This window comes from Vibrio cholerae (assembly GCF_008369605.1).
GTDB lineage: Bacteria > Pseudomonadota > Gammaproteobacteria > Enterobacterales > Vibrionaceae > Vibrio > Vibrio cholerae.
In genome coordinates this window covers 791,695-814,865 of sequence record NZ_CP043554.1, presented here as the reverse complement: position 1 = coordinate 814,865, position 23,171 = coordinate 791,695, and the positions used below count along the sequence as shown (strand labels likewise).

The window sequence follows — 23,171 nt, the reverse complement described above, 5'->3', positions numbered from 1 at the left end:
CCTAAAATCCAAGACTCGATAACAGATCGTCAACTTCGTCTTGAGATGAGACAGCATCAATTCGTTCATGAGGATTGAGAATCGGCCCCTCTGGTTCTATTGATGCCACTGTCGCCTTATCTGCTTTTTGTTCTTTTTGCGCTGCGCCAAAAACCGTCAGTATTTCGACTAAACGTTTTTCAACCTCATTGACCAGATTAATCACACGTTTGATGATTTGTCCTGTCAGGTCTTGAAAGTCTTGAGCCATCAGGATCTCAGTCAATTCACCACGCAATTCACTGCTGTCGCCTTCTACTTGCGAGAGCAAGTCATCAATCCGGTGGCATAGTGACTTGAAGTGCATCAGTTCAATCCGACCATTCATCAAGCCATTCCATTCAGGGCGAATCAGCAGCAAGCTTTCATGTAGTTTGTCGGCTATCGGCATACACCGATCCACTGCATCCATGGTTTTGTTCGCTGCGACTTCCGTTTTCTGTATAACGTAATGCAGTCTTTCCCGTGCGTCTGGAATTTCATCCGTCGCGATTTCACTGAAGCGCTCATCAATCTGAAAGTTTTTCAGCGCTTCGTGTAAGTCTCGCGTCAGCATCCCTATCTCTTTAAACATAGGGTTATTGGCAGACTCGTAGACATAGGTGAAAAGGCGATTAGCGTCGTCTTGCCGTCCTTGTTCCAAAAGTTGCACGAGTTCTTTAGCCTGTTCTAATGAAATCATCCTGAATCAGCCTTTTGCGCGTGTGAATAGAGCACCTTTTGCCGCAGCAAAAGCCTTATAAACGCTCAAAAATTTTGTCTAATTTTTCTTTAAGCGTAGCAGCGGTAAATGGTTTTACGATGTAACCATTCACGCCTGCTTGAGCGGCTTCGATGATTTGCTCACGTTTGGCTTCTGCTGTGATCATTAGTACAGGAAGGTGCTTCAGTTCTTCGTCGGCACGGATATTTTTAAGCAAGTCAATACCTTGCATACCGGGCATATTCCAGTCTGTGACTACAAAGTCAAAATCACCTTTCTTGAGCATAGGCAATGCCGTTAGGCCATCGTCCGCTTCCTGCGTGTTATTGAACCCCAGATCTCGAAGTAGGTTTTTAACGATTCGGCGCATTGTTGAAAAGTCATCAACAATAAGGATCTTCATGTTTTTATTCAAAATTGCCTCCACTGAGTTTGAGATCAGTGATATTTAGTCATTCCGAGTCCAAGAACTTAACTTTGTTCTTAGCCGCTGCATAGATTGGCTGAGTATCTGGCTGACGCGAGATTCACTAACTCCAAGTACCTCACCAATTTCTTTTAAGTTTAGCTCTTCATCATAATAGAGCGAAAGTACCAAAGCTTCACGCTCCGGGAGCGATTTTATTGATTCAACGAGTGCTTTACGGAAAGATTCTTCAGCGACACCGTGAAAAGGCGAGTTATCTTCCCCCTCTTCAAACGGTGAAATCGCGTCGTCAGAAACACCGAGATCCTCTATCCCAACAATACGTGAACAGTTAATGTCCATCAGCACGCTGTGATACTGCTCTAGTGACATGTTTAAAAACTTCGCCACTTCAGCATCCGTTGGATCGCGATTGAGTTCTCCCTCGAGCACTGCAATCGCTTGACTGATTTCCCGATTATGTTTGTGCACAGATCGCGGAACCCAGTCACCACGTCGGATATCGTCGAGCATAGCCCCACGAATCCGAATTCCGGCATAGGTTTCAAAGCTCGCGCCTTTACTTCCATCATAATTTTTTTGTGCCTCAAGCAAACCAACCATGCCAGCTTGAATGAGGTCTTCGATCAGAACACTGGGCGGGAGACGACCAATCAAATGATGAGCGATACGCTTAACCAATACAGAGTACTTCTCAAGAAATAGCTGCTGGCTATTAAGATTTCCGTATTGATCGTATGTCAGCGCTTTATTCACCGAAAGGTTCCCCTACTGTTTCTGACCGATTAAGTAAGCGTTCAACGAAAAACTCCAAATGTCCACTTGGTGTTCTCGGTATCGGCCAAGTCAACGCTTTGTTTGCCAATGAGCTTATCGCCAATGCGGCTGGTGAGCGTGGATACGCATCCACCACGATTTTTTGTCGCTTCACCGCTTGGCGTACATTGTCGTCGAGTGGGATGCAGGCGACAAGTTCTAAGCTCACATTTAAAAACCGTTCTGTCACTAATGTTAATTTAGCAAATAATTCACGGCCTTCACGATAACTTCTCACCATATTAGCAACAATTTTAAATCGTTGAACTTGATGTTCTTTGCTCAGTAGCTTGATCAGGGCATACGCATCCGTGATTGAGGTCGGTTCATCACACACCACAACCACTACATCTTGCGCTGCGCGTGAGAAGCTCACCACCATATCTGAGATACCTGCCGCGGTATCGATGAGCAAAATATCCATCTCATCTTCTAACGTGCCAAATGCCCGAATCAGTCCCACGTGCTGAGCATGAGAGAGCTCGGTCATGGATTGCGTTCCGGAAGTAGCGGGAATGATGCGAATTCCATGTGGGCCTTCCACAATAGCATCTTTGAGCTCGCACTCTCCGGCTAAAACATGGCCTAGGTTACGTTTAGGGCGAATGCCGAGCATTACGTCAACATTAGCGAGGCCCAAGTCGGCGTCAAGTACCATGACTTTTTTGCCCTGTTTTGCCATACAGATAGCCATGCCTAAGGTGACATTCGATTTCCCTACACCACCTTTGCCCCCAGTGACCGAAATTACTTTGGTCACTGACGGTTGGGTTAAGCGACGTAGGCCGCTTGCTTGGTCATATATCATTTTGTTTGTCATACCTGTCCGCCGCCTAGAATCTCTCTGAATCACTGGTCCAGTAATGAGGTTCATCTTCAGTCGACTTCTCTAGCAATTCGTTTGCCTTTGCGACCATGTATTTGGGTTGCGCGATTACGATATCTTCGGGCACTCGTTGTCCATTCGCGATGTAAGCGACGGGCAACGCATTTTGTACAACCACACTGACGAATTCGCCTAGGCTCAAACATTCGTCGAGTTTGGTCATAATGCATCCAGAAAGCGGTATCCTTCTGAAATGCTCAATGGTTTCTTGTAATACTTTGCGCTGCGCGGTCGCAGGCAAAACAAGGTAACTATGGATAGTCTCTCCGCTCTCTTGCATCAAGGTATCCAGCTGTTCTGACAACCGAACATCGCGTTGTCCCATCCCTGCGGTATCGACTAAAATCAGGCGACGATTACGCAGCTGATAGATTACATCGGCTAACTCGTTGGAATCTTTAGCAACTCTTACAGGACATCCCATAATTCTGCCATAAATCGACAATTGCTCATGGGCGCCAATACGGTAAGTGTCTGTGGTCACCAATGCGACGTTGTCAGAGCCGTATTCCATCGCTGCACGAGCCGCCAATTTAGCCACGGTTGTGGTTTTCCCTACACCGGTTGGCCCAAGTAAGGCAACCACGCCACCACGCTTTAGGATGTCGTGTTTGACGACTGGAATTTGGTCGGAGACTAAACCTAACAATGCTTTCCATGCTTTAGGGGGTGGTGTTTCTTCTGGAATATAACAAGCCAATTGGTCCGCCATTTCCAAAGAGACACCCATGCGCTCTAAGCGTTTGATCAACATGGCACGCAGTGGCTCACGACGCTCGACTTCTTGCCACATTAATCCGGAAACTTGATGCTCAAGCAAACGGCGAATCGAGGTCATCTCTTCACGCATCGATTCTAATTCACTGACGGCGACCATCGGCTCTTCGGGCACTTTTCGATCATAACGAGTCGGATCCAGCCTAGGCTTACGGCGTGCATCGGCATCTTCTTGCAGCAACTTACCGAGCGCAGAGTCAGGGCGTTGACGCTCTGCACTGCTCTGATTACGTTGTGTCTGATTGCGTTGTGGCGCACGATTTTCTGACTGGCGCTTGAGCAGCGCAGAGAGCGAATCTTCGTTTTCCGCACGATGCTCTTGCTCATCTGCCGAGCTGTATTGCTTGAGCATATTAGCAAAGCGTTGAGTCATAGAACGGCCAGAGTCGGCGCTCGATTGCAAACTGACACGGTCATCCGCCAGCTCTCTGCTCTTGGTCGGAGCGACCGAGGGTGAGACTTGGTTATAACCATGTCTAGGCTGCGAGTTGTAACGCTTGGCTGGTGCGGGCGCAGTATCGCCATCAACCGCTGCCACAATTTCGACCCCACCCGCGACTTTTTTATTCGACATGATCACAGCATCCACGCCCAGCTCTTCTTTGACCTGAAGCAGCGCAGTTTTCATATCCTTGGCAAAAAATCGTTTTATTTTCAAAGCAGATTTCCGTCTTTAAAAAACGTGCGGACGATTAATTACCCACGGCCTGCACAATTCGAATTTGTTTCTCATCGGGGATCTCCTGATAGGAGAGCACGCGAAGGTTGGGAATGGTGTTTTTCACAAACTTCGCTAGCGTTGAACGCAATACGCCAGATGTCAGCAATACTGCGGGTTCCCCTTTCAACTCCTGCTCTTGAGTGGCGTGGCTTAGCGCCATTTGCAGTCTTTCCGCCAGTCCCGGCTCAATACCTGCTGATTCACCACCCGAAGCTTGCATAGTTTGATGCAAAATTTGTTCCAGCTCAGGAATTAAGGTAATTACAGGCAATTCAGGCTCTACCCCATTGATTTCTTGGACAATAAGTCGTTTGAGTGAGATGCGCACCGCTGCAGTTAAAATGTCGGGTTCTTGACTCTTACTCGCGTATTCCGAAAGGGTTTGCACTATGGTGCGAATATCGCGGATCGGGATGGCTTCATGCAGCAAGTTCTGTAGAACTTTGACCACGACCCCCAGCGAAAGCTGATCTGGTACAAAGTTTTCCACCAGTTTGGGCGCGGAGCGCGAGAGCATTTCCAGCAGATTCTGAACTTCTTCATGGCCAATCAGCTGTGCCGCATTATTGGTGAGCAGTTGACTAAGATGAGTGGCGAGCACAGTGGAAGAATCGACCACGGTATAGCCCAAAGCCTGCGCATGCTCACGCTGATCTTCCCGTATCCACACTGCATCCAGACCAAAAGCCGGGTCGCGAGTGCGCTCACCATCAATCATGCCGTACACTTGTCCCGGGTTAATCGCCAACTCTTGATCTGGCCGAATTTCTGCTTCACCCACGGCTACGCCCATCAAGGTGATGCGGTAACTATTGGGCGTTAATTCTAGGTTGTCACGAATATGTACCGGTGGAATAAGGAAACCAAAGTCCTGCGACAGCTTTTTACGCACCCCTTTAACGCGTTCAAGCAGCTCGCCACCTTGATCTTTATCCACCAAGGGGATCAAGCGATAACCCACTTCCAAACCAATCACGTCAACCGGCTGTACATCATCCCATGACAGTTCACGTTGGGTCGGGGTTTCCACATCGCTCTTGGCGGGCAGATTTTTATTCTCCGCTTTGGTTTTCTGTTTACGGTGCAGCCAATACGCCGCACCACTGGCCAGTAGTGCTAAAAACAGGAAGGCAAAATGTGGCATCCCGGGGACAATCCCCATAACAAACAGGATACCTGCGGTAATGGTGAGAGCTTTCGGGTTATCAAACAGTTGGAAGATAACCTGCTGTCCCATGTCCTCATCGGTATTTTGACGCGTAACCATAATCGCAGCGCCAATCGATAAGAGCAGTGATGGAATTTGGGCAACTAAGCCATCACCGATGGTCAGCAGGGTGTAGATTTCGATCGCTTCTTTGAAACCCAAATCATACTGGATCATCCCGATACTCAGGCCACCGATGATGTTGATAAAAAGAATCAAAATACCGGCGATCGCATCACCCTTTACAAATTTTGACGCACCATCCATCGAACCGTAGAAGTCCGCTTCTTTAGTGACTTCAAAACGGCGCACACGCGCTTGTTCTTGGTCAATCAAGCCCGCGTTTAAGTCAGCATCAATCGCCATCTGCTTACCGGGCAAGGCATCTAAGGTAAAGCGGGCACTTACTTCGGAAATTCGTCCCGCACCTTTGGTCACCACCATAAAGTTGATGATCATCAGGATAAGGAACACCACCAAACCGACCGCGTAATTCCCACCAATCACCACGTTACCAAACGCTTCGATAACGTTACCCGCCGCACCTGGACCTTCATGACCGTACAGCAAAACGACTCGCGTTGACGCAACGTTCAGTGCCAAGCGTAGCAAGGTCGCGATCAGCAGTACCGTTGGAAACGCCGCAAAATCTAATGGCCTACGGGTATAGACGGTGACTAGAAGCACCACTAACGACAGAGCGATGTTGAAAGTGAAGAACAAGTCGAGCAGAAAGGCTGGCATTGGGAGGACAACCATCGCCAATGCAGCCAACACCATGACCGGAGCACCGATCGCAGGCATGCTACGCTGTGGAATTGAAGGCAATTTGTCCGCAAATGGCAGTGTAAATTTCATAAATTTCTGGCTGTCACTGAAGGGTTAATCGGAACATCAAGGCTGCGCCGTAGCGATGCTATAACCAAACGACTTGGAGTTGCAGTTCGGCCGCCGTAGGAAAAACCCCATGAGTATAGACTCACTCTATGCTTGGGTGAACGAGCGTAACCAGCGCAGTTGCAGCTTCAAGTAGAAAACGTATATCGCGTTGATGCAATTTTCAGTCCATTCCCTACGTCAATTTTATGGCAATCTCAGTTAAGGCATCTCGCCTGAAAAAACAAAACCTTAAAAACAACGAGAGCCGCAGGAGGCTCTCGATATACACGATAAATGATGGGAAATAGGGTTACGGATGCACATTCCACAAAGGCTGTCCATTCTGTGCAATGGGGTCGTAATCGATACAAATCATCCCTGAAGTCGGGAACATGGGTGGAATCATATCGGCCACAAATTCAGATACCAGATACCCTACTAGCGGTAAATGTGAAACCAGCAACAAGGATTCGAGCTGTTCAACCTCAATCAAGGCCGATAGGTAATCAAATACTCGATCCGACTGGCCGTAGGGCGTGATGCCATCGCAAGTTTCCACTCTTTTGGCAGAGAAATGATCCGTGAGCAGTTCCCACGTCTGTTGAGCCCGTAAGTAAGGACTAACCAACACAAGATCGAAACCCTTCACGCCTCGTTGATTGACACATGCACGAGCGACAGCTTCGGATTCATGGCGGCCTCGGTCGGTTAATGCTCTTTGTGCATCACTAGGGGCAAACTGCTGCGCTTCACCGTGACGCATAATATAAATCTTCATGTACACTACCTACGCTATGCAGTCTCTGGCTGCTTGGTTTTTTTGATTATAACAGCAGTCTGAGCAAAGACTTCGACTTCGTTAACAGTCTATTAAAAAGCTAAGCGACAGACTAAACTGACAGGAATAATAATAGTACGATGTGTCAGTTTGGTGTTCTGTGACTCGTCTTTGACCCTACCAATCCGGAGAAATGCTGTGCATATCAGCCCCAATGATACTCATCAGTACCGATATATTACGCTGAGCAATGGCTTACGGACGTTACTCATCCAAAGCCCTGATGTTCAAAAATGCGCCGCGGCGTTAGCGGTCAACGTCGGGCACTTTGACGATCCTATCGAACGCCAAGGTTTGGCTCACTATCTCGAACACATGCTGTTTTTGGGCACAGAAAAATACCCGAAAGTTGGCGATTTTCAAACTTTTATCAGTCAGCATGGCGGTTCGAATAATGCATGGACTGGCACAGAACATACCTGTTTCTTCTTTGATGTTTTGCCGAACGCTTTTGCTAAAGCGCTTGACCGTTTCAGTCAGTTTTTTATCGCACCGCTGTTTAATGCCGAGGCTTTGGATAAAGAGCGTCAAGCCGTCGACTCAGAATACAAACTGAAAATTAAAGATGAGTCACGCCGTCTCTACCAAGTACAAAAAGAAACCATTAATCCGCAGCACCCGTTTAGCAAGTTCTCAGTCGGCAATCAGCACACCTTAGGCGATCGCGAAAACAGCTCTATTCGAGATGAAATTATTGAGTTTTATCAGTCCCATTATTCAGCCAAGTTGATGACGTTGTCCCTGATTGGCTCGCAAAGTTTTGACGAACTCGAAGCATGGGCTGAGCGTTATTTTGCCGCGATCCCAAACCCGCAACGCGATATCAAACCGCTCCCTCCTTTTGTTGATCGCGAACATACGGGAATTTTGATTCAGATTGAGCCTCTCAAAGAGATTCGTAAGCTGATCCTCGCTTTTCCTATGCCCAGCACTGAAAGCTACTATCAGAAAAAACCGCTCTCTTATTTTGCGCATTTAATTGGCTATGAGGGTGAAGGCAGCTTGCTGGAAGCGTTGAAAGAGAAAGGTTGGATCACTACTCTTTCTGCTGGCGGAGGGGTAAGTGGCAGTAACTACCGCGAGTTTGCCGTCAGTTGTGTGCTGACTCAGGAAGGATTGGATCATGTTGATGAGATTATTCAAAGTCTATTCCAAACGCTGAATTTGATTGCGACTCAAGGCTTACAGGCGTGGCGTTATCAAGAAAAACGGGCTGTACTTGAGTCGGCTTTCCGCTTTCAAGAAACCCAGCGCCCACTGGATATGGTCAGCCATTTGGTGGTCAACATGCAGCATTATGCCCCCGAAGATACGGCTTACGGGGACTATATGATGTCAGGCTACGATGAAGCCTTGTTGCTGCATATTTTAAGTTATCTCACCCCAGAGAACCTGCGTGCCACCTTGATTGCAAAAGGGGGTGAGTACGATAAAAAAGCGCAATGGTACTTTACCCCTTATTCAGTTCGCCCTTTCACTACTGAACAACTGCACAGATTCCGCCAGCCGTTGGATTTACCCATCTCCCTGCCTGAACCCAACCCATTTATCTGTTATGACCTCGACCCGTCAGAGGTCAAGGAGAGCCACACTCTGCCGCAAGTGTTGCAGGACTTACCCGGATTCAAACTTTGGCATCAGCAAGACACCGAATTCAGAGTACCTAAAGGCGTGATTTATGTTGCGATCGACAGCCCGCATGCCGTGGCTAACTGTCGTAATATCGTGATGACCCGTTTGTGTGTGGAGATGTTTTTGGATGCGTTAGCCAAAGAAACATACCAAGCCGAAATAGCGGGGATGGGCTACAACCTCTATGCCCACCAAGGTGGCGTGACGCTCACGTTGTCAGGTTTTAGCCAAAAATTACCGCAATTGATGGAAGTGATTTTACGTAAATTTGCGCAGCGCGATTTCCAGCCTAAGCGCTTTGCCACCATCAAGCAGCAAATGACTCGTAATTGGCGCAATGCCGCCCACGATAAACCCATCTCTCAACTGTTTAATGCGATGACTGGGTTATTGCAACCCAATAACCCACCTTATGCCGAGTTACTAGCCGCAATTGATGATGTACAAGTGGAAGAGTTAGCCCATTTTGTCGACACCATTCTGTCGCAGTTGCACGTCGAAATGTTTGTCTATGGTGACTGGCCTGCCGCCGAAGCCCACAAGATGGCGGAAGTGCTCAAAGACGCGCTACGCGTTCAAGGGCAAACTTATGAAGAGTCGCTTCGCCCATTGGTTATGCTCGGAAAGAGCGGAACGTTTCAACGTGAAGTACAGTGCCAACAAGATGATTCCGCGATTGTGGTGTATTACCAATCTCATGAAGTCAGCCCACGCAGTATTGCGCTTTACTCGCTGGCCAATCATCTGATGTCGGCCACCTTCTTCCACGAAATTCGCACCAAACAGCAACTTGGTTATATGGTTGGTACGGGCAATATGCCATTAAACCGCCATCCGGGTTTAATCTTATACGTTCAATCACCATCGGCTCCGCCAAGTGAATTGATCCGCTCTATTGATGAGTTTTTAAATGCCTTGTATATGGTTCTGCTTGAACTCAATGAATATCAATGGCATAGCAGTAAACGGGGATTGTGGAACCAAATTTCCGCGCCCGATCCGACACTCCGGATTCGAGCCCAGCGTTTATGGGTTGCGATTGGCAATAAAGATCTCAGTTTCGATCAGCGAGAAAAAGTGCTGGAAGAGCTTAAAAATCTTAGCCGTGCTGACATGATACGCTTCGTTGTCAATGAACTGAAACCACGTACGGCACATCGCTTAATTATGCATACTCAAGGCCGAGCCCATCACGATGCCCCTGCCTTACAACTCGGCCAAGAAATTGGCTCAGTGGAAGAGTTTCAACTGCGCCCTAAAGCTTATGATGTGGGTTAGGCCCTTTCGGATTCCACAATGGTTTGCAACGGGTGTGGATGCAGCTTAATACACACCCCTTGCCACTGGAACGCAACGGTTGGGTTCGCCAAACGCTCCCCTTCACCTTGTGGGCTCGACAGTTTCACTTTGATGCCGAGTTCATTAAGCTGATGCCATTTTTCCGCCAGTGAGGGGTAACCGCCTTTCAACTCCTCACAAAAAGTCTTTGCACTCAGAGCTTGTGAAGGGATCACAAATTCTACATGCTCCCAACTCTGCTCAGGATAGGTTTTCCCTTGCGCAGGATACGGCAGTTCAAGACACTCAATTTGCCAATGGCTCACTTGCAGTGGCTGGTTAAAACGAATCACGATGATCGGGCGGCCATTAATCTGCGCACAAGAGATCTCTTCACCATAAGCGAGCCAAGCTTGATGAGCGACTTGCGCCAATTGCGGATCGTTGATTCGCAGCGCAATATGGTCTAGCTGATTGGCTCGCAGATCTAAGCCTAAAAGATCAAGCAACTGCTCTATTTTGGCAATGAATACGTCGAGTTTTTCGAGCAGTTGTTGTGGAGCAAGCCCTGTCGCATAAAGTTGTTGTTGCATCTGTTCGCCTCAAAATGCCAGTTTGGACGCGATACTACCAAGATTGACGGAAAAAGGTGAAAATTTCCTGTGTTTCACCCTAGGTGGTTAGACTGAATATTGTTATCATGACCGTCAATTAAACCATATTATTGTGATATGCCTCACTTCAAAAATGATGGCATTCCTCCCCTATTTCCTTGAATTGAAGGGTAAACGTGTGAATATCCAAGCACTGATCAATGATCGAGTTTCTCAGGCTATTGAAGCCGCAGGCGCACCAGCAGGCACTCCGGCACTGGTTCGCCAATCAGCAAAAGCACAATTTGGTGACTACCAAGCCAATGGCATTATGGGCGCTGCCAAGCAGTTAGGTACCAATCCTCGAGAATTTGCACAAAAAGTCTTGGATGTTCTCAATCTTGACGGTATCGCGAGCAAAACCGAAATCGCAGGTCCGGGTTTTATCAATATTTTCTTAAGCGAAGAGTTTTTGGCTGCGCAAGCCGAAGCGGCTCTGGCGGATGCACGCCTTGGCGTGGCACAAGAAGCCCCAAAAACCATCGTGGCTGACTACTCAGCGCCTAACGTTGCCAAAGAGATGCACGTAGGCCATCTGCGTTCAACCATCATCGGTGATGCAGTCGTACGCACTCTGGAATTCTTAGGCCATAAAGTGATCCGAGCTAACCACATCGGTGACTGGGGCACTCAGTTCGGTATGTTGATTGCTAACCTTGAGCGCGTACAAAAAGCATCGGGTGAGGTTTCGATGGAGCTTTCGGATCTTGAAGCTTTCTATCGTGAATCGAAAAAACTGTATGACGAAGATGAGCAGTTTGCAGAAACAGCACGTAACTACGTCGTGAAACTGCAAGGTGGCGACCCATTCTGTCTAGAGATGTGGAAGAAGTTGGTTGACGTGACCATGATTCAAAACCAACGTAACTACGACCGCCTAAATGTCTCCCTCACTCGCGAAAACGTGATGGGCGAAAGCATGTACAACGACATGCTGCCACAAATTGTCAGCGACCTGAAAGCCAAAGGCTTGGCAGTGGAAGATGATGGCGCGCAAGTGGTGTTCTTGGAGGAATTCAAGAATAAAGACGGCGAGCCTATGGGCGTTATCATTCAAAAGCGTGATGGCGGCTTCCTGTACACAACAACGGATATCGCCTGTGCTAAATACCGCTATGAAACACTGGGCGCAGATCGTGTGTTGTACTTCATCGACTCACGTCAACATCAACACTTGATGCAAGCGTGGACTATCGTACGCAAAGCGGGTTATATCCCAGAAAACGTCAGCCTAGAGCACCACGCATTCGGCATGATGCTGGGTAAAGATGGTCGTCCATTCAAGACTCGTGCAGGCGGCACTGTACGTTTGGCGGATTTGCTGGATGAAGCTGAAGAGCGTGCCAAGGCCCTGATCGAATCGAAAAATCCAGAGTTATCCGCAGAAGAAAAAGCCAACATCGCCAATACGGTTGCGATGGCGGCCGTGAAGTACGCGGATCTTTCTAAACACCGCACTACAGACTATGTGTTCGATTGGGACAACATGCTGGCATTTGAAGGCAATACCGCGCCTTACATGCAGTATGCTTATACTCGTGTTGCTTCTGTTTTTGCGAAAGCGGGCGTGGATATGAATGAGCTAACAGGTCATATCCAAATTACTGAAGAGAAAGAGAAAGCCTTGATCGCCAAACTGCTGCAGTTTGAAGAGGCGGTACAATCGGTCGCGCGTGAAGGTCAACCGCACATCATGTGTAGCTACCTGTTTGAACTGGCAGGCATTTTCTCTAGCTTCTACGAAGCTTGTCCAATTTTGGTCGCAGAGCAAGAAAGCATTAAGCAGAGTCGTTTGAAACTCGCGGCACTGACAGCGAAAACCATCAAGCAAGGTCTTGCTCTACTGGGCATTGACACTCTAGAGAGAATGTAATTGAAGTAGAGAAAAGGTTGGCCAATCGCCAACCTTTTCTTTTTCACTTATCTGGCTTCAACCAGTCTTCAACCAAGAATAGAAAATCGATTTGGAGGCGTATCTGATGGCGCATTTTGAACTGCATCCCCAATTGCTAAAAGACACCGATGTGATCGGCCATTTCCCGCTCTGTGTTGCTCTGTTACATAAAGATTCTGCCGTGCCTTGGGTTATTTTAGTCCCGCAAAGAGCGGATTTACGTGAACTACACCATCTGCCAATGGATGAGCAGCAGCAGTTTTTAGTCGAATCGCAGCTGGTTTGCCAAACTCTGGAAACTCTATTTTCCCCAGACAAACTCAACTTAGGTGCTCTAGGCAATATGGTGCCACAACTGCACATCCATCATATTGCGCGCTTTACCCATGATATGGCATGGCCTGGCCCTGTTTGGGGCAGAACACAAGGCGTGTTTCGTACTCAGCAAGAGCAAGCGGCATTACTGACCCAGTTAAGAGATGCACTCGCAAAACATGCACTGTTTACGGCATAGTGTCTGCGTCATCACCGCCAGCTTAGACGAAGTACAAATCAAGCATCGCCGCTAAAAGCAGTGTTTAGGAATGACCATAAAAAAACCGCATTACGCGGCTTTTTTATGAGTCGGTGATACCACAAGCAACTATACCCAAACTACTTGGAGTTGCAGGTAGGCAGCAAGAGAATTCATCCCCATGAACATAGATACACTATGCGATTGGGATGAACAAACGTTGCCAACACCGCGGCACCTTCAAGTAGGAAGGTTTTACATAGTCACATTCACAGCAAGCGATCCTGCCTGATTCATGACGTAGCGCACTCGCACCACCTCATCCTCAGCGTTGATGTACTGTTGACGCGATAAGACACCTTTTTTAATCCATACCGCGAGCATCGCATCGATGCCATCTTCGCTCAGAGCAAAACGTCGCGCGAGCTCTTGTCTCGTCGCGCCATTTTTCGACTCAATCGCCGCTTTGAGTTCATTTAAAATCACGCGACAGATACCTCTATCATCTTTTGCTTACGCCCTGTCTGTTTAAGTGCCCAGTAGGTAGCAAATCCGATACCCACAATCACACCAATCCAAATTAAGCTATACATTGGGTGCTCAGCAATATGGGTAGCTTGGTAGTAGAGCACCGCAGAACCGTAAGCCAGCCCCATCGTCCATACCGCAATAAAGCGCGCGTAAGCTGCACCAAATTCGCGCACATAAGCGCCCATCGCGGCTACGCAAGGGGTATAAAGCAAAATAAAGATCAGATAAGCAAAAGCCACATGAGCATTGGCAAAATAGGTGTGTAAATTACCAAAGATCGAGCCGTCTACTTCTTGCTCTTGCGCAACCGCCTCGGTATCCGTCAAATCCCCTACTTCAATTCCTAGTGGGTCGCTGAAACTGAGCCCTGCAAGGTTGTCAGGAATCGTCATTAAGGCTTCTTGCAAACTCGCCAGCAAATCGTATTCCGCAGCCTCTTCTGCATCAGGTGTGCTGGTGTAAAGACTATTTAAGGTCCCCACAACCGCTTCTTTGGCAAAAATACCTGTAATGATGCCAACCGTTGCAGGCCAGTTTTCCTGAGTAATCCCCATCGGTGAAAAAACAGGAGTGACAAATTGAGCTGCTTTAGAAAGCACGGACTTATCACTGTTTTCGTTACCAAATGAACCATCGGTACCGACTGAGTTTAAAAAGCTCAAAATTGTCACAACAACAACAATGGTTTTACCGGCTCCCAATACAAAACGCTTCAGCTTCTGCCATGTTTTGATCACCACGTTTTGTAAGGTTGGGATTTCATAGTCCGGCATCTCCATGATTAAGCTCTCGCTGACACCAGGATAGAGGGTCTTTTTCAGTACCAAACCTGTCAATACCGCAGCAACAATCCCTAATAAATAGAGGGCAAACACCACATTTTGGCCACTTTGCGGGAAAAATGCCGCCGCAAACAACGCATAAACCGGTAAACGAGCACCACAAGACATAAACGGAGCCATGGAGGCCGCCAGCTTACGTTCACGCTCTTGATCCAGCGTACGCGTTGCCATAATAGAAGGTACGTTACACCCGAAGCCAAGGACCAGCGGGACAAACGCTTTACCGGGCAAACCGATTTTCTGCATCACTTTATCCAGAACAAATGCAGCACGAGACATGTAACCGGAGCTTTCTAATACCGCTAAGAATAAATACAGGCAAGCAATGACAGGAATAAAGGTTGCAACGGTTTGGATACCGCCACCAACACCATCAGCGATTAAGGTCACTAACCAAACGGGGAGATGGTCATCCAGTAAATGGTGTCCGCCATCAACCAACAATGCACCGACGCCAATATCAAAGAAATCGATAAAAGCACTACCGATGTTGATTGAAAACATGAACATCAGGTACATCACAGCAAAAAAGAACGGGATGCCAACCCACTTATTGAGGATAACGCGATCGGCTTTTTCGGTGAATTTATGGCTCAGTTTACCCTCGGTGCGTCGCACGTGGGTGCACAGCTCATGTAAATAGGTATAACGTACGTTGGCAACGAGAAGATCAATATCAACCTGGCACTCATGTTGACGTTGCTCTACATTTTGGCGCTCCGCCTCTTTTAATCCGTTAATCACTAAACGATCGTTTTCTAAGGCTCGAATCGCCAGCGCACGCGCAGAAACCGCTTGCTCAGCAAACATTGGTTCTAGCTCATGAATCAATGACTCAAATTCAGCACCGTAGTGAAGTTCAATCTGCTTTAACGCAATCCCTTGTACCAGCAGTTTATGCAATTTTTCTTTAAAGCGGCGAACTTGCTCTTTATTGTTGGCAGAAAGCGCCAACACAGGGCACCCCAAAAACGCTTCTAGTTGTTTGGAGTCGAGATGAACACGTTCACGCTTAAGCGCATCCATTTTGTTGAGTACGACAATCATTGGACGGCGCAATTCACGCAGTTGCAGCGTCATATATAAGCTGCGCTCAAGGCACGTCGCATCAACCACATTAATGATCACATCCGCAGGATGCGTCAACACTGCACGCGATGCGATCGATTCATCAATACTGTTACTGTCATTACCGCTGTCTAAAGCATAAATTCCGGGCAGATCGGTGAGTGAAAATTCATCGCCTGCATGCACAAAACTACCCGTTTTTTTCTCAACAGTGACCCCCGCCCAGTTACCGACTTGCTGTTTTGCCCCAGTGAGACCATTGAATAAGGTTGTTTTTCCACTATTCGGGTTGCCTACGGTGAGTACTTGATACTTCATTGTGCTCTCTCCACATCAATATTTGCCGCAATATTTTCGCGCAACGCGATCGACACACCGCGTACTTCAACTTGAAGCGGATCACCCATTGGAGCTCGGCGAATTAATACGACTTCGGTATTGGGGAGAACGCCCATCACCATCAGTTTCTTTCTGACCGTATCAGAAAGTCCATCCAATGCGAGGATGATTCCACGCTCGCCTGCTTGCATTTGTGACAATTTCATAGAGGTAACTTTGAAAAGGAAGTGTTAATAAGAAATATTACTATTAATGTTAAACGAACTTACCATACGCAGGGTAAGGTTTTCTTGCGCGAAAACAATGTTTGCTTAAGTAATAGTCAACGTCAATTCTGTCAAAAACTTCTCGTCAAAAACGTCAAAGACCAAGTCAGAAAAGTCTCCTGCATAAAATCAACATGATAGAAAAAACGACAAGTTACATTTACATATTTAAAATCAACAAGTTAAAAACATGATTAAGCTGCTGTCGTTTTTCTATGTAAAGTTGTCGTTAATTTTATAAGTAAAATAAGTCGATAGGATTATAGTGATTTCGTTGAAAGGACATCCCTCCTAGAGACAAGAATTCCAGAGGTGGTATGACCATGTCATACCACTCCGGCAGCAAGCGAAGGTGTCGTTGACACCCGTGGTATAGTCCCCCCGGCTATACCACGATATTTTTTTCCTACTGTTTTACCTCTATTACCATCACTCACTTCGATAGCATTTTTTTCTTGAGCCGATTCAGCGACAAGCTTGTTAGCTTCTGTTTGTCTGAACAAAATTCATCACATTTGTAGCGCACTGTTATCGACTACCGAGCTAAGTTCTCACGGGTACCTTTGCTATTTATTAAAACTGAAGGAGCATTGGTTGGGTTCATTTTCTAATCACACAAATCCGCCTATGCTCAGTTTGATCAATACCGTGCTGGCTTACTGCAATACTAAGCGATTTGAGAACAACAAGATGAAATAGAGATGGGCTCTATTAGTTTTCTTGATCTTCGATGAATTGGCTTGGTGATAATCCAAAATGATGTTTGAAACGCTGACTGAAATAAGAGGGATCATTAAATCCGCAATCAAAGGCAACTTGTGCGATTTTCGCCCCACTCAATAAGCTTTGACACGCTTTTTCTAAGCGAACCTCATTTAACGACTCTTTGAAGGTTTTTCCTGTCGCGGCTTTAAAGCGACGCTGTAAACTGCGTTCAGAGACATAAAGCGCCTGCGCTGCAGTGGATGTGGTGAAATTGGGGTCGCTATAATGCAGCTCAATCAGTTTCTCGACTTTGCTTAGCCACTCTTTCTCCACCTCATCGATCCCAACCTTAGCCGCCTGTTCCCCTTCTTCTGGTTTATGAATGGTTTCTAACTCGGGTAAAGTTGCCAATGGCCAAGCTAACTCAATCACATTACGCTCTTTCAACGCGAGCACATGCAATACACCACCACTACGAGTGACTAACTCTTCAAGCGGATAACTACTACCAGATAACGTCACCATGGTTTTGTCTATGTTTTGGATTGGGGCACAAAAATCAGAAAACACGATAACCGCCTGCGCATTTCTCACTTCAAGTTGTATGGTTAATTCTTGATGCTTATACAAACGTTTGATCGCATCCGTTAATACAGCATTAAATAACACATCAAGGTTGAATTGTCGGACTTCCACAAAGCGAGGCTCACCACTGTAAGTTAGCTTAATCAAGGCTTTACTGTACTCTTCCTGCCAACTCTTCAATGCAGACTCAATCAAAAGATGCAAATCATGATATTTGCTTTCATCCTCATCGCCGCGATGCATAAAATGCAGTTGAGCCAACTCTTGCTTCACCTTGTTGAACGGTGCTTCAAATTCACTCCATGCTCGTACTTTGGCGTAGGAAGATAAGTGCCGCAATGAAGCATCAATATTGTCTAAAACGTTACCAAGAATTGTATGGTGGAGCTGCAGTTGCTTTCGAAGTTGGTGGTTGTTGCTCAGTACAATTTTACTTTGATGACGTAACTGACTGGTTTTGAGCTCCACTTGCGCTTTGAGTTTGCGGTTAGCTGCCAATATCATTCTTGTTCGCCACCATAAAGCGAGTGCTAATAGCCCCAACACGCTCAGCACATATCCGACAAGCGCGATGGAGGTCATATACCAAGGCTGTAAGACTTCAAAATCAAACAGGGCCTCAGTTCGGTATCGCTGTGTCGGATTAGCGCTACGGACTTTCAAACGATACTTACCAGGTAAAAGTTGATCAAAATTGAGCAGCGCCCAATCAAAGCGCTGCCACTGCTGTTCATCGTTGAGTTTGTATTCTAAAGATTGGCTGCGTGAAGAGGGTAAAGCGCCAAACTGAAAGCTGATCGAATCACCATAAGCAATTTTCAGTGGCTCGGACATACGATACCCCAAAAGCTTGGTCGTATGATTTACGCTGACTTGGCTAAACGTCACCTGAATATTGGGCAAATTAGACACCGCTAATTCTTCTGTATTGGTTTTCACTACACCAAAATGCGATCCTATGATCAACGATGAGGTATCTTGCTCCTCACCCACCGCACACGATGCAGACAAGAACTCATTACTGATCAGTCCATAAGGAGCCCCAAAATGCTTAGTGAGCTCTTGATTACGGTAATAACTGATCCCTTTGGTGGAGATAAGCCACATCCCCTGCTTAGACTCAGCAATACACAAAGGCTGTATATTCTCTTCAATTAACTCGACAGTGACAGCTTCGGGTTGATCTTTACGCCACTGAAAAACCCCATAAGAGCCAACAAGCCAAATGTGGCCTGAAGAATCTTCAGCAACTTGTAAAATCTCACCATAGCGATGACTCGAAAAATCAAAGCGGATCTGTTTTTCAAGCAGGGAATAAGCGCCATGTTCCGTCCCAATCACTATGCCGTCTTTTACTGCGGCAAGCAGAGTGATCCGTGATGGAGAAAAAGCCTTCACCATCCATTCAGAACCATAATCTCGATAATTTTTTTCAGAGAGTGAGTATGACCATATTTGGTAATCACTTGTCCCCCATAAGTTACCGTCACTATCTAAGCTCAGATGCTGAATAGCCGTTTGTAGCAAAGGGAGCGGTAAATTGGGCGTATCAATACTACGACGACTGAGATTGTAACGAACCAGACCTTTCTCTGTCGCGATCCAGAGATGCTCTTGGGCAATCACAAAATCATTTACTTTACCTGGATAGATAAGATGCTTACGTAGCTCATCTGAAAAATTAAAGTTATACAGGCCTTGTGCGGTTATCGCCAGATAGTCTCCATCCGAGTTAAGAGCGGCTATTTTACCGATCGGTGTTTTACTTCCGTCGTTAGATAATGCTTGCGCCGGATACCGAGTAAACTGCTGACCAAATAGGGAGTAATAAAAAATCCCCTTGTCAGTTCCTATCCACATCCCACCTTGAAAGTCATTCACCATGGCGTAGATTTTCTTGCCCAGTAAGGCATAGCCATCTTGGTTGTTACTCTCAAGTTGCACGATTTTCCCGGTGATAAAAGAGTAAACAAAGAGCCCATCTTCTGTACCGATCCAGTACTCTTTCTCGGTTTCCGCAATAGACAGGACATGGGAGGAACCAATTCTATCCAGTGGTGGACGTTTATTTTCAATATCAATGACTAACGCGCCACGTTTAGACCCAACTAACAGCTCTCGCCGCTTATGGGAAAAATAGAGCTTTTGGATAAAGTGCTTGCCAGAATTTTTTACATGGGCAAAACCTTGTTCATCAGATAAATACACCCCAACATTAGTCGCTAAAGCCCATTTCGAGACTAAAAACTGCGCATCGTTAATCACGACCTTGCTGGCACTATTGAGCTGATAAAGTTCATGTAACGAGAGGGATTCGACGCGGCCACTTCGGATCTCATAACTATAGAAGTTTTCCCCATCAACCATCCAGATCATGCCATTTGAGGCCCCCATCTGAATAATCTGCGTTCCCGGAGTTAAGCTCAACATCAGCTCTCTTTCTCCCCCGGGATAGGTTCTGAACAACTCGTGTTGCTCAAAAGCCCAAAATGCACTGTTCGCATAAACAATATGACTGGACAACTGCGGCAGAACAGAACCACGACGAGGCAAGACGTTTTGTCCATCAAAGTACATCACTTTGCCATGAACATCATGTACCCAAATCCCCCCATCACTACCGAGGTAGAGATTTTGCGCAACAATAACTTTCCCCTGCTCTTGAATGGGCAAAGGATAGAAAATAGACATAGATTTATCTAATGCCAATACCAAGGATGGGATCAGGATATTGAGCAAGCAGCCATACAACAATGTGCGAAACACGAGTTCCCCTGTCAGCGACAATTCAAGAATTCGTACTTTATTGGTTTCGGTATCCTAGAGGAGCACAAATTCTCATGCATTCTAACGAATACCTAGCGGGTATGCAGTTTGAAAGGTTTAGAAAGACCACTTTTTTAGGTTTTGGATACAAAAAAATGCGGCTTAAGCCGCATTTAGAACAATGTGAGAGACATTGGTCGACTTAAGATTGAGACAAACACGCGTAGTAACTCTCCGCCAAACTATTTAGGAAGGCGAAATAGCTACCCGCTTTGAGTTCAATTGAGCTGCCGAGTGGATCGAGCACACCAATTTTCGCCGACGTGCCTCTAACAACGGTTTCGATAATCGCTGGCTCAAATTGCGGTTCTGAAAATACACACTTGGCGAGTTGATCATTCAGCGTCTTTTTAATCGCGATCAGTGTCTTAGCTCCTGGCTTTCGCTCAGGACTCACCGTGAAGTGGCCTAGATTATTTAATGCAAAGTGCTGTTCGAAATAACCATAAGCATCATGAAAAACGTAATAAGGTACGGTCGTGACAGGTTTGAGCTTTTCACCTATCGTGTTGTCTTGCTCTGCAAGGTTCGCTAAAAAGCGAACAAGATTATCTTGATACTGCTGCTGCTGATCCGCATCGAGCTCAATCAGTTTTGCCGTAATTGCACTTGCAACTTGTCCTACAGGCCCAATCCCTAACCAGAAATGAGGATCATAATGCCCGTGATGATGCCCATCATGCTCATGCTGCTCCTCCTCGCCATATTCTCGCAGTGCTAAATTAGGAACTTGGCTTAATGTTAGTGCTGACGTACGGCCTTCCAACAGTTTACTCATGAAGGGTTCAAGATCCTGACCAAACCAAATAACCAAATCTGCTTGTTGAATCCGCTTTACATCTGAAGGGCGTAGCGCATAATCGTGCGGCGATGCTCCAGAAGGTAAAAGTACATCGGGAGTCCCCGTCCCCAGCATCAACTCGTAAGTGATCATCTGTATCGGCTTGATGCTGGTCAGAACTTCGATTGCGCTGGCTGATTGAGCAAACAGTGCTGCGACAGTAAGTAAAAAATATCTCGATAACATGGTCGCCAAACTCCAGTTAGTGGCTTTTATTGGGCATGAATGTTACTTTATAACATAACCATTTTGCAAATGAGTTCTATTCCATGGCTATTCTGATTGAATTGCAAGACATATGCGTCGACTTTGAACAAAGACGTGTGCTTGACAATATCCGGTTAACTCTCACCAAAGGCAATATTACAACGCTTATCGGCCCCAACGGTGCAGGAAAATCAACCTTAGTGAAAGTCATTTTAGGATTACAATCATTGAGTTCAGGAAAAATCATTCGCCAATCGGGAATTCGTATCGGCTATGTTCCGCAAAAACTCAAACTCAATGACACATTACCGCTGACGGTGAACCGCTTTTTAAAACTGGCTGGCCGTTTTAGTACTCAAGAGCTATCGGAAGCCTTACGCCTAGTGGGAGGTGAGCATCTTCAAAGTAGTGATATGCATAAACTCTCCGGCGGTGAAACACAGCGTGTATTGCTCGCCAGAGCTTTATTACAAAGACCCGACTTGCTTGTGCTCGACGAGCCTGCTCAAGGGGTTGATGTACAAGGACAAATTGACTTATACGACCTGATCCACACCTTGCGTAACCGCTTTGGCTGCGCTGTGTTGATGGTTTCTCACGATTTACATTTGGTGATGGCCAAAACCGACGAAGTGATCTGCTTACAACACCATGTCTGTTGCTCTGGCTCGCCGGAGAGCATCGCCAAACACCCGAGTTATTTAGCGATGTTTGGCCATCGAAGCCGAGACACGCTGGCTTTTTATCAACACCACCACGAGCACCACCACCACGATTTATCTGGCTTACCGGTCAAAGGGAAAGCGAGTGCTTGCTCACATCATTCACATGGTCACCACAAACATGATTGAACTTCTTCTACCTTCTCTTCTTGCTGGCCTCGGAATTGCCATTATTGCTGGCCCTCTCGGATCTTTCGTGGTTTGGCGCAGAATGGCTTATTTTGGTGATACCCTTGCTCACGCCTCACTACTGGGTCTGGCGCTCGGTTTTTTACTCGACATCAATCTGTATCTGGCACTATTGGTCTGCTGTTTGGGGATGGCGGCCATTTTAGTGGCGATGCAAAAGCAAAAACTCATCGCGACCGATACCCTACTTGGGATTATGGCGCACAGTGCGCTATCGCTCGGTATGATTGCGGTGAGCTTTCTTGATAATGTCCGCATCGATTTGATGAGCTATCTGTTTGGTGATTTGCTCGCGATTAGCCCATCCGATCTTACCTTTATCTGGTTCGGTGTCGTCACTGTCAGTTTGATTGTCTATCTCCTCTGGCAACCCCTTCTCTCGACTAGCGTGAATGAAGAGTTGGCCTTTGTTGAAGGAACCAACACTGACCTGATGCGTTTAATCTTGATGCTACTTATCGGTTTGGTGATTGCCGTCGGGATGAAATTTGTCGGGGCTTTGATTATGGGCTCGCTGTTAATCATCCCCGCGGCTACTGCTCGCCGTCTTTCACGCACCCCAGAAGCCATGGCGTTTTGGGCAATTGGACTGGGTGTATTAAGTGTGATCGGTGGGTTGGCGCTATCTTGGCACTTTGACACACCTGCAGGTCCGTCGGTGGTGGTTTCTGCTGCGGTATTGTTTGTACTCACCCAGTTTAAACGGGTCGCTTAACGCTGTATCACATTAGCTTTTAGTAAAAAGAAATGGCATTTAGTAAAAAGAAACCCCGAAGCTGTGTTCGG

The 23,171-nt window shown here is 46.7% G+C and carries 18 protein-coding genes; 5 read left to right on the top strand and 13 right to left on the bottom strand.

Going from position 1 to position 23,171, the window contains the following annotated elements; translation table 11 throughout:
* Position 1: 1 nt before the first annotated feature.
* The 7 genes from F0316_RS03910 to sixA all read right to left on the bottom strand — a co-directional run bounded on the left by F0316_RS03910 (position 2) and on the right by sixA (position 7,233).
* Entirely contained in the window at positions 2-721 is a 720-nt protein-coding gene (locus F0316_RS03910; protein ID WP_000624259.1) for a protein phosphatase CheZ, read from the bottom strand.
* A 55-nt stretch (positions 722-776) separates the two neighbouring features.
* On the bottom strand, positions 777-1,145 hold the full coding sequence (cheY, locus tag F0316_RS03905; RefSeq protein WP_000697869.1) for a chemotaxis response regulator CheY: 369 nt from the start codon (positions 1,143-1,145) through the stop codon (positions 777-779).
* A gap of 45 nt (positions 1,146-1,190) precedes the next feature.
* Positions 1,191-1,925, bottom strand: coding sequence for an RNA polymerase sigma factor FliA (locus F0316_RS03900; RefSeq protein ID WP_001030417.1), 735 nt, complete (start codon positions 1,923-1,925; stop codon positions 1,191-1,193).
* On the bottom strand, positions 1,918-2,805 hold the full coding sequence (locus F0316_RS03895; protein WP_000182546.1) for a MinD/ParA family protein: 888 nt from the start codon (positions 2,803-2,805) through the stop codon (positions 1,918-1,920). The genes F0316_RS03900 and F0316_RS03895 overlap by 8 nt, the downstream gene beginning before the upstream one ends.
* Positions 2,806-2,818: 13 nt before the next feature.
* Positions 2,819-4,306 carry a flagellar biosynthesis protein FlhF gene (flhF, locus tag F0316_RS03890; RefSeq protein WP_001885028.1) on the bottom strand — a complete coding sequence of 496 codons (1,488 nt, stop codon included), beginning with the start codon at positions 4,304-4,306 and terminating at the stop codon, positions 2,819-2,821.
* A 34-nt stretch (positions 4,307-4,340) separates the two neighbouring features.
* Complete coding sequence (gene flhA, locus F0316_RS03885) at positions 4,341-6,434, bottom strand: flagellar biosynthesis protein FlhA (RefSeq protein WP_000673273.1); 2,094 nt, start codon at positions 6,432-6,434, stop codon at positions 4,341-4,343.
* 331 nt (positions 6,435-6,765) lie between these two features.
* Complete coding sequence (gene sixA, locus F0316_RS03880; protein WP_000708357.1) at positions 6,766-7,233, bottom strand: phosphohistidine phosphatase SixA; 468 nt, start codon at positions 7,231-7,233, stop codon at positions 6,766-6,768.
* A 198-nt stretch (positions 7,234-7,431) separates the two neighbouring features.
* On the opposite strand from sixA, the gene F0316_RS03875 reads away from it, so the two are divergent.
* Positions 7,432-10,203, top strand: coding sequence for an insulinase family protein (locus F0316_RS03875; RefSeq protein WP_041048822.1), 2,772 nt, complete (start codon positions 7,432-7,434; stop codon positions 10,201-10,203).
* Here the strand turns inward: F0316_RS03875 and F0316_RS03870 are convergent.
* Positions 10,200-10,796, bottom strand: a complete 597-nt coding sequence (locus F0316_RS03870; RefSeq protein WP_138039746.1) for a VOC family protein — start codon at positions 10,794-10,796, stop codon at positions 10,200-10,202. The two genes, F0316_RS03875 and F0316_RS03870, sit on opposite strands and share 4 nt — an antisense overlap.
* 199 nt (positions 10,797-10,995) lie before the next feature.
* Between F0316_RS03870 and argS the strand changes: the two genes are divergently transcribed.
* Both argS and F0316_RS03860 read left to right on the top strand, forming a co-directional pair.
* Complete coding sequence (gene argS / locus F0316_RS03865; RefSeq protein WP_001025277.1) at positions 10,996-12,729, top strand: arginine--tRNA ligase; 1,734 nt, start codon at positions 10,996-10,998, stop codon at positions 12,727-12,729.
* 106 nt (positions 12,730-12,835) lie between these two features.
* Positions 12,836-13,264: an HIT family protein gene (locus F0316_RS03860; protein ID WP_032471184.1), complete on the top strand. Its 429-nt coding sequence runs from the start codon at positions 12,836-12,838 to the stop codon at positions 13,262-13,264.
* A gap of 255 nt (positions 13,265-13,519) precedes the next feature.
* Here F0316_RS03860 and F0316_RS03855 read toward each other — a convergent pair whose 3' ends face one another.
* The 5 genes from F0316_RS03855 to znuA all read right to left on the bottom strand — a co-directional run bounded on the left by F0316_RS03855 (position 13,520) and on the right by znuA (position 21,453).
* The gene (locus F0316_RS03855; RefSeq protein ID WP_000602537.1) at positions 13,520-13,750 is read right to left on the bottom strand and encodes a FeoC-like transcriptional regulator; all 231 of its coding nucleotides are present in this window, start codon (positions 13,748-13,750) and stop codon (positions 13,520-13,522) included.
* Positions 13,747-16,023, bottom strand: a complete 2,277-nt coding sequence (feoB, locus tag F0316_RS03850) for a Fe(2+) transporter permease subunit FeoB (RefSeq protein WP_149560226.1) — start codon at positions 16,021-16,023, stop codon at positions 13,747-13,749. Before feoB ends, F0316_RS03855 begins: the two co-directional genes overlap by 4 nt.
* Positions 16,020-16,250, bottom strand: a complete 231-nt coding sequence (locus tag F0316_RS03845; RefSeq protein WP_000777870.1) for a FeoA family protein — start codon at positions 16,248-16,250, stop codon at positions 16,020-16,022. Before F0316_RS03845 ends, feoB begins: the two co-directional genes overlap by 4 nt.
* A gap of 771 nt (positions 16,251-17,021) precedes the next feature.
* On the bottom strand, positions 17,022-20,366 hold the full coding sequence (locus F0316_RS03840) for an AraC family transcriptional regulator (protein ID WP_172625954.1): 3,345 nt from the start codon (positions 20,364-20,366) through the stop codon (positions 17,022-17,024).
* Positions 20,367-20,568: 202 nt separating this feature from the next.
* Entirely contained in the window at positions 20,569-21,453 is an 885-nt protein-coding gene (znuA, locus tag F0316_RS03835) for a zinc ABC transporter substrate-binding protein ZnuA (RefSeq protein WP_002053233.1), read from the bottom strand.
* A gap of 83 nt (positions 21,454-21,536) precedes the next feature.
* Here znuA and znuC point away from each other — a divergent pair, with 83 nt between their 5' ends.
* Together znuC and znuB are read left to right on the top strand one after the other, a co-directional pair.
* Entirely contained in the window at positions 21,537-22,325 is a 789-nt protein-coding gene (gene znuC / locus F0316_RS03830) for a zinc ABC transporter ATP-binding protein ZnuC (protein ID WP_000996145.1), read from the top strand.
* Entirely contained in the window at positions 22,318-23,100 is a 783-nt protein-coding gene (gene znuB / locus F0316_RS03825) for a zinc ABC transporter permease subunit ZnuB (protein ID WP_000571528.1), read from the top strand. The genes znuC and znuB overlap by 8 nt, the downstream gene beginning before the upstream one ends.
* Positions 23,101-23,171 lie beyond the last annotated feature (71 nt).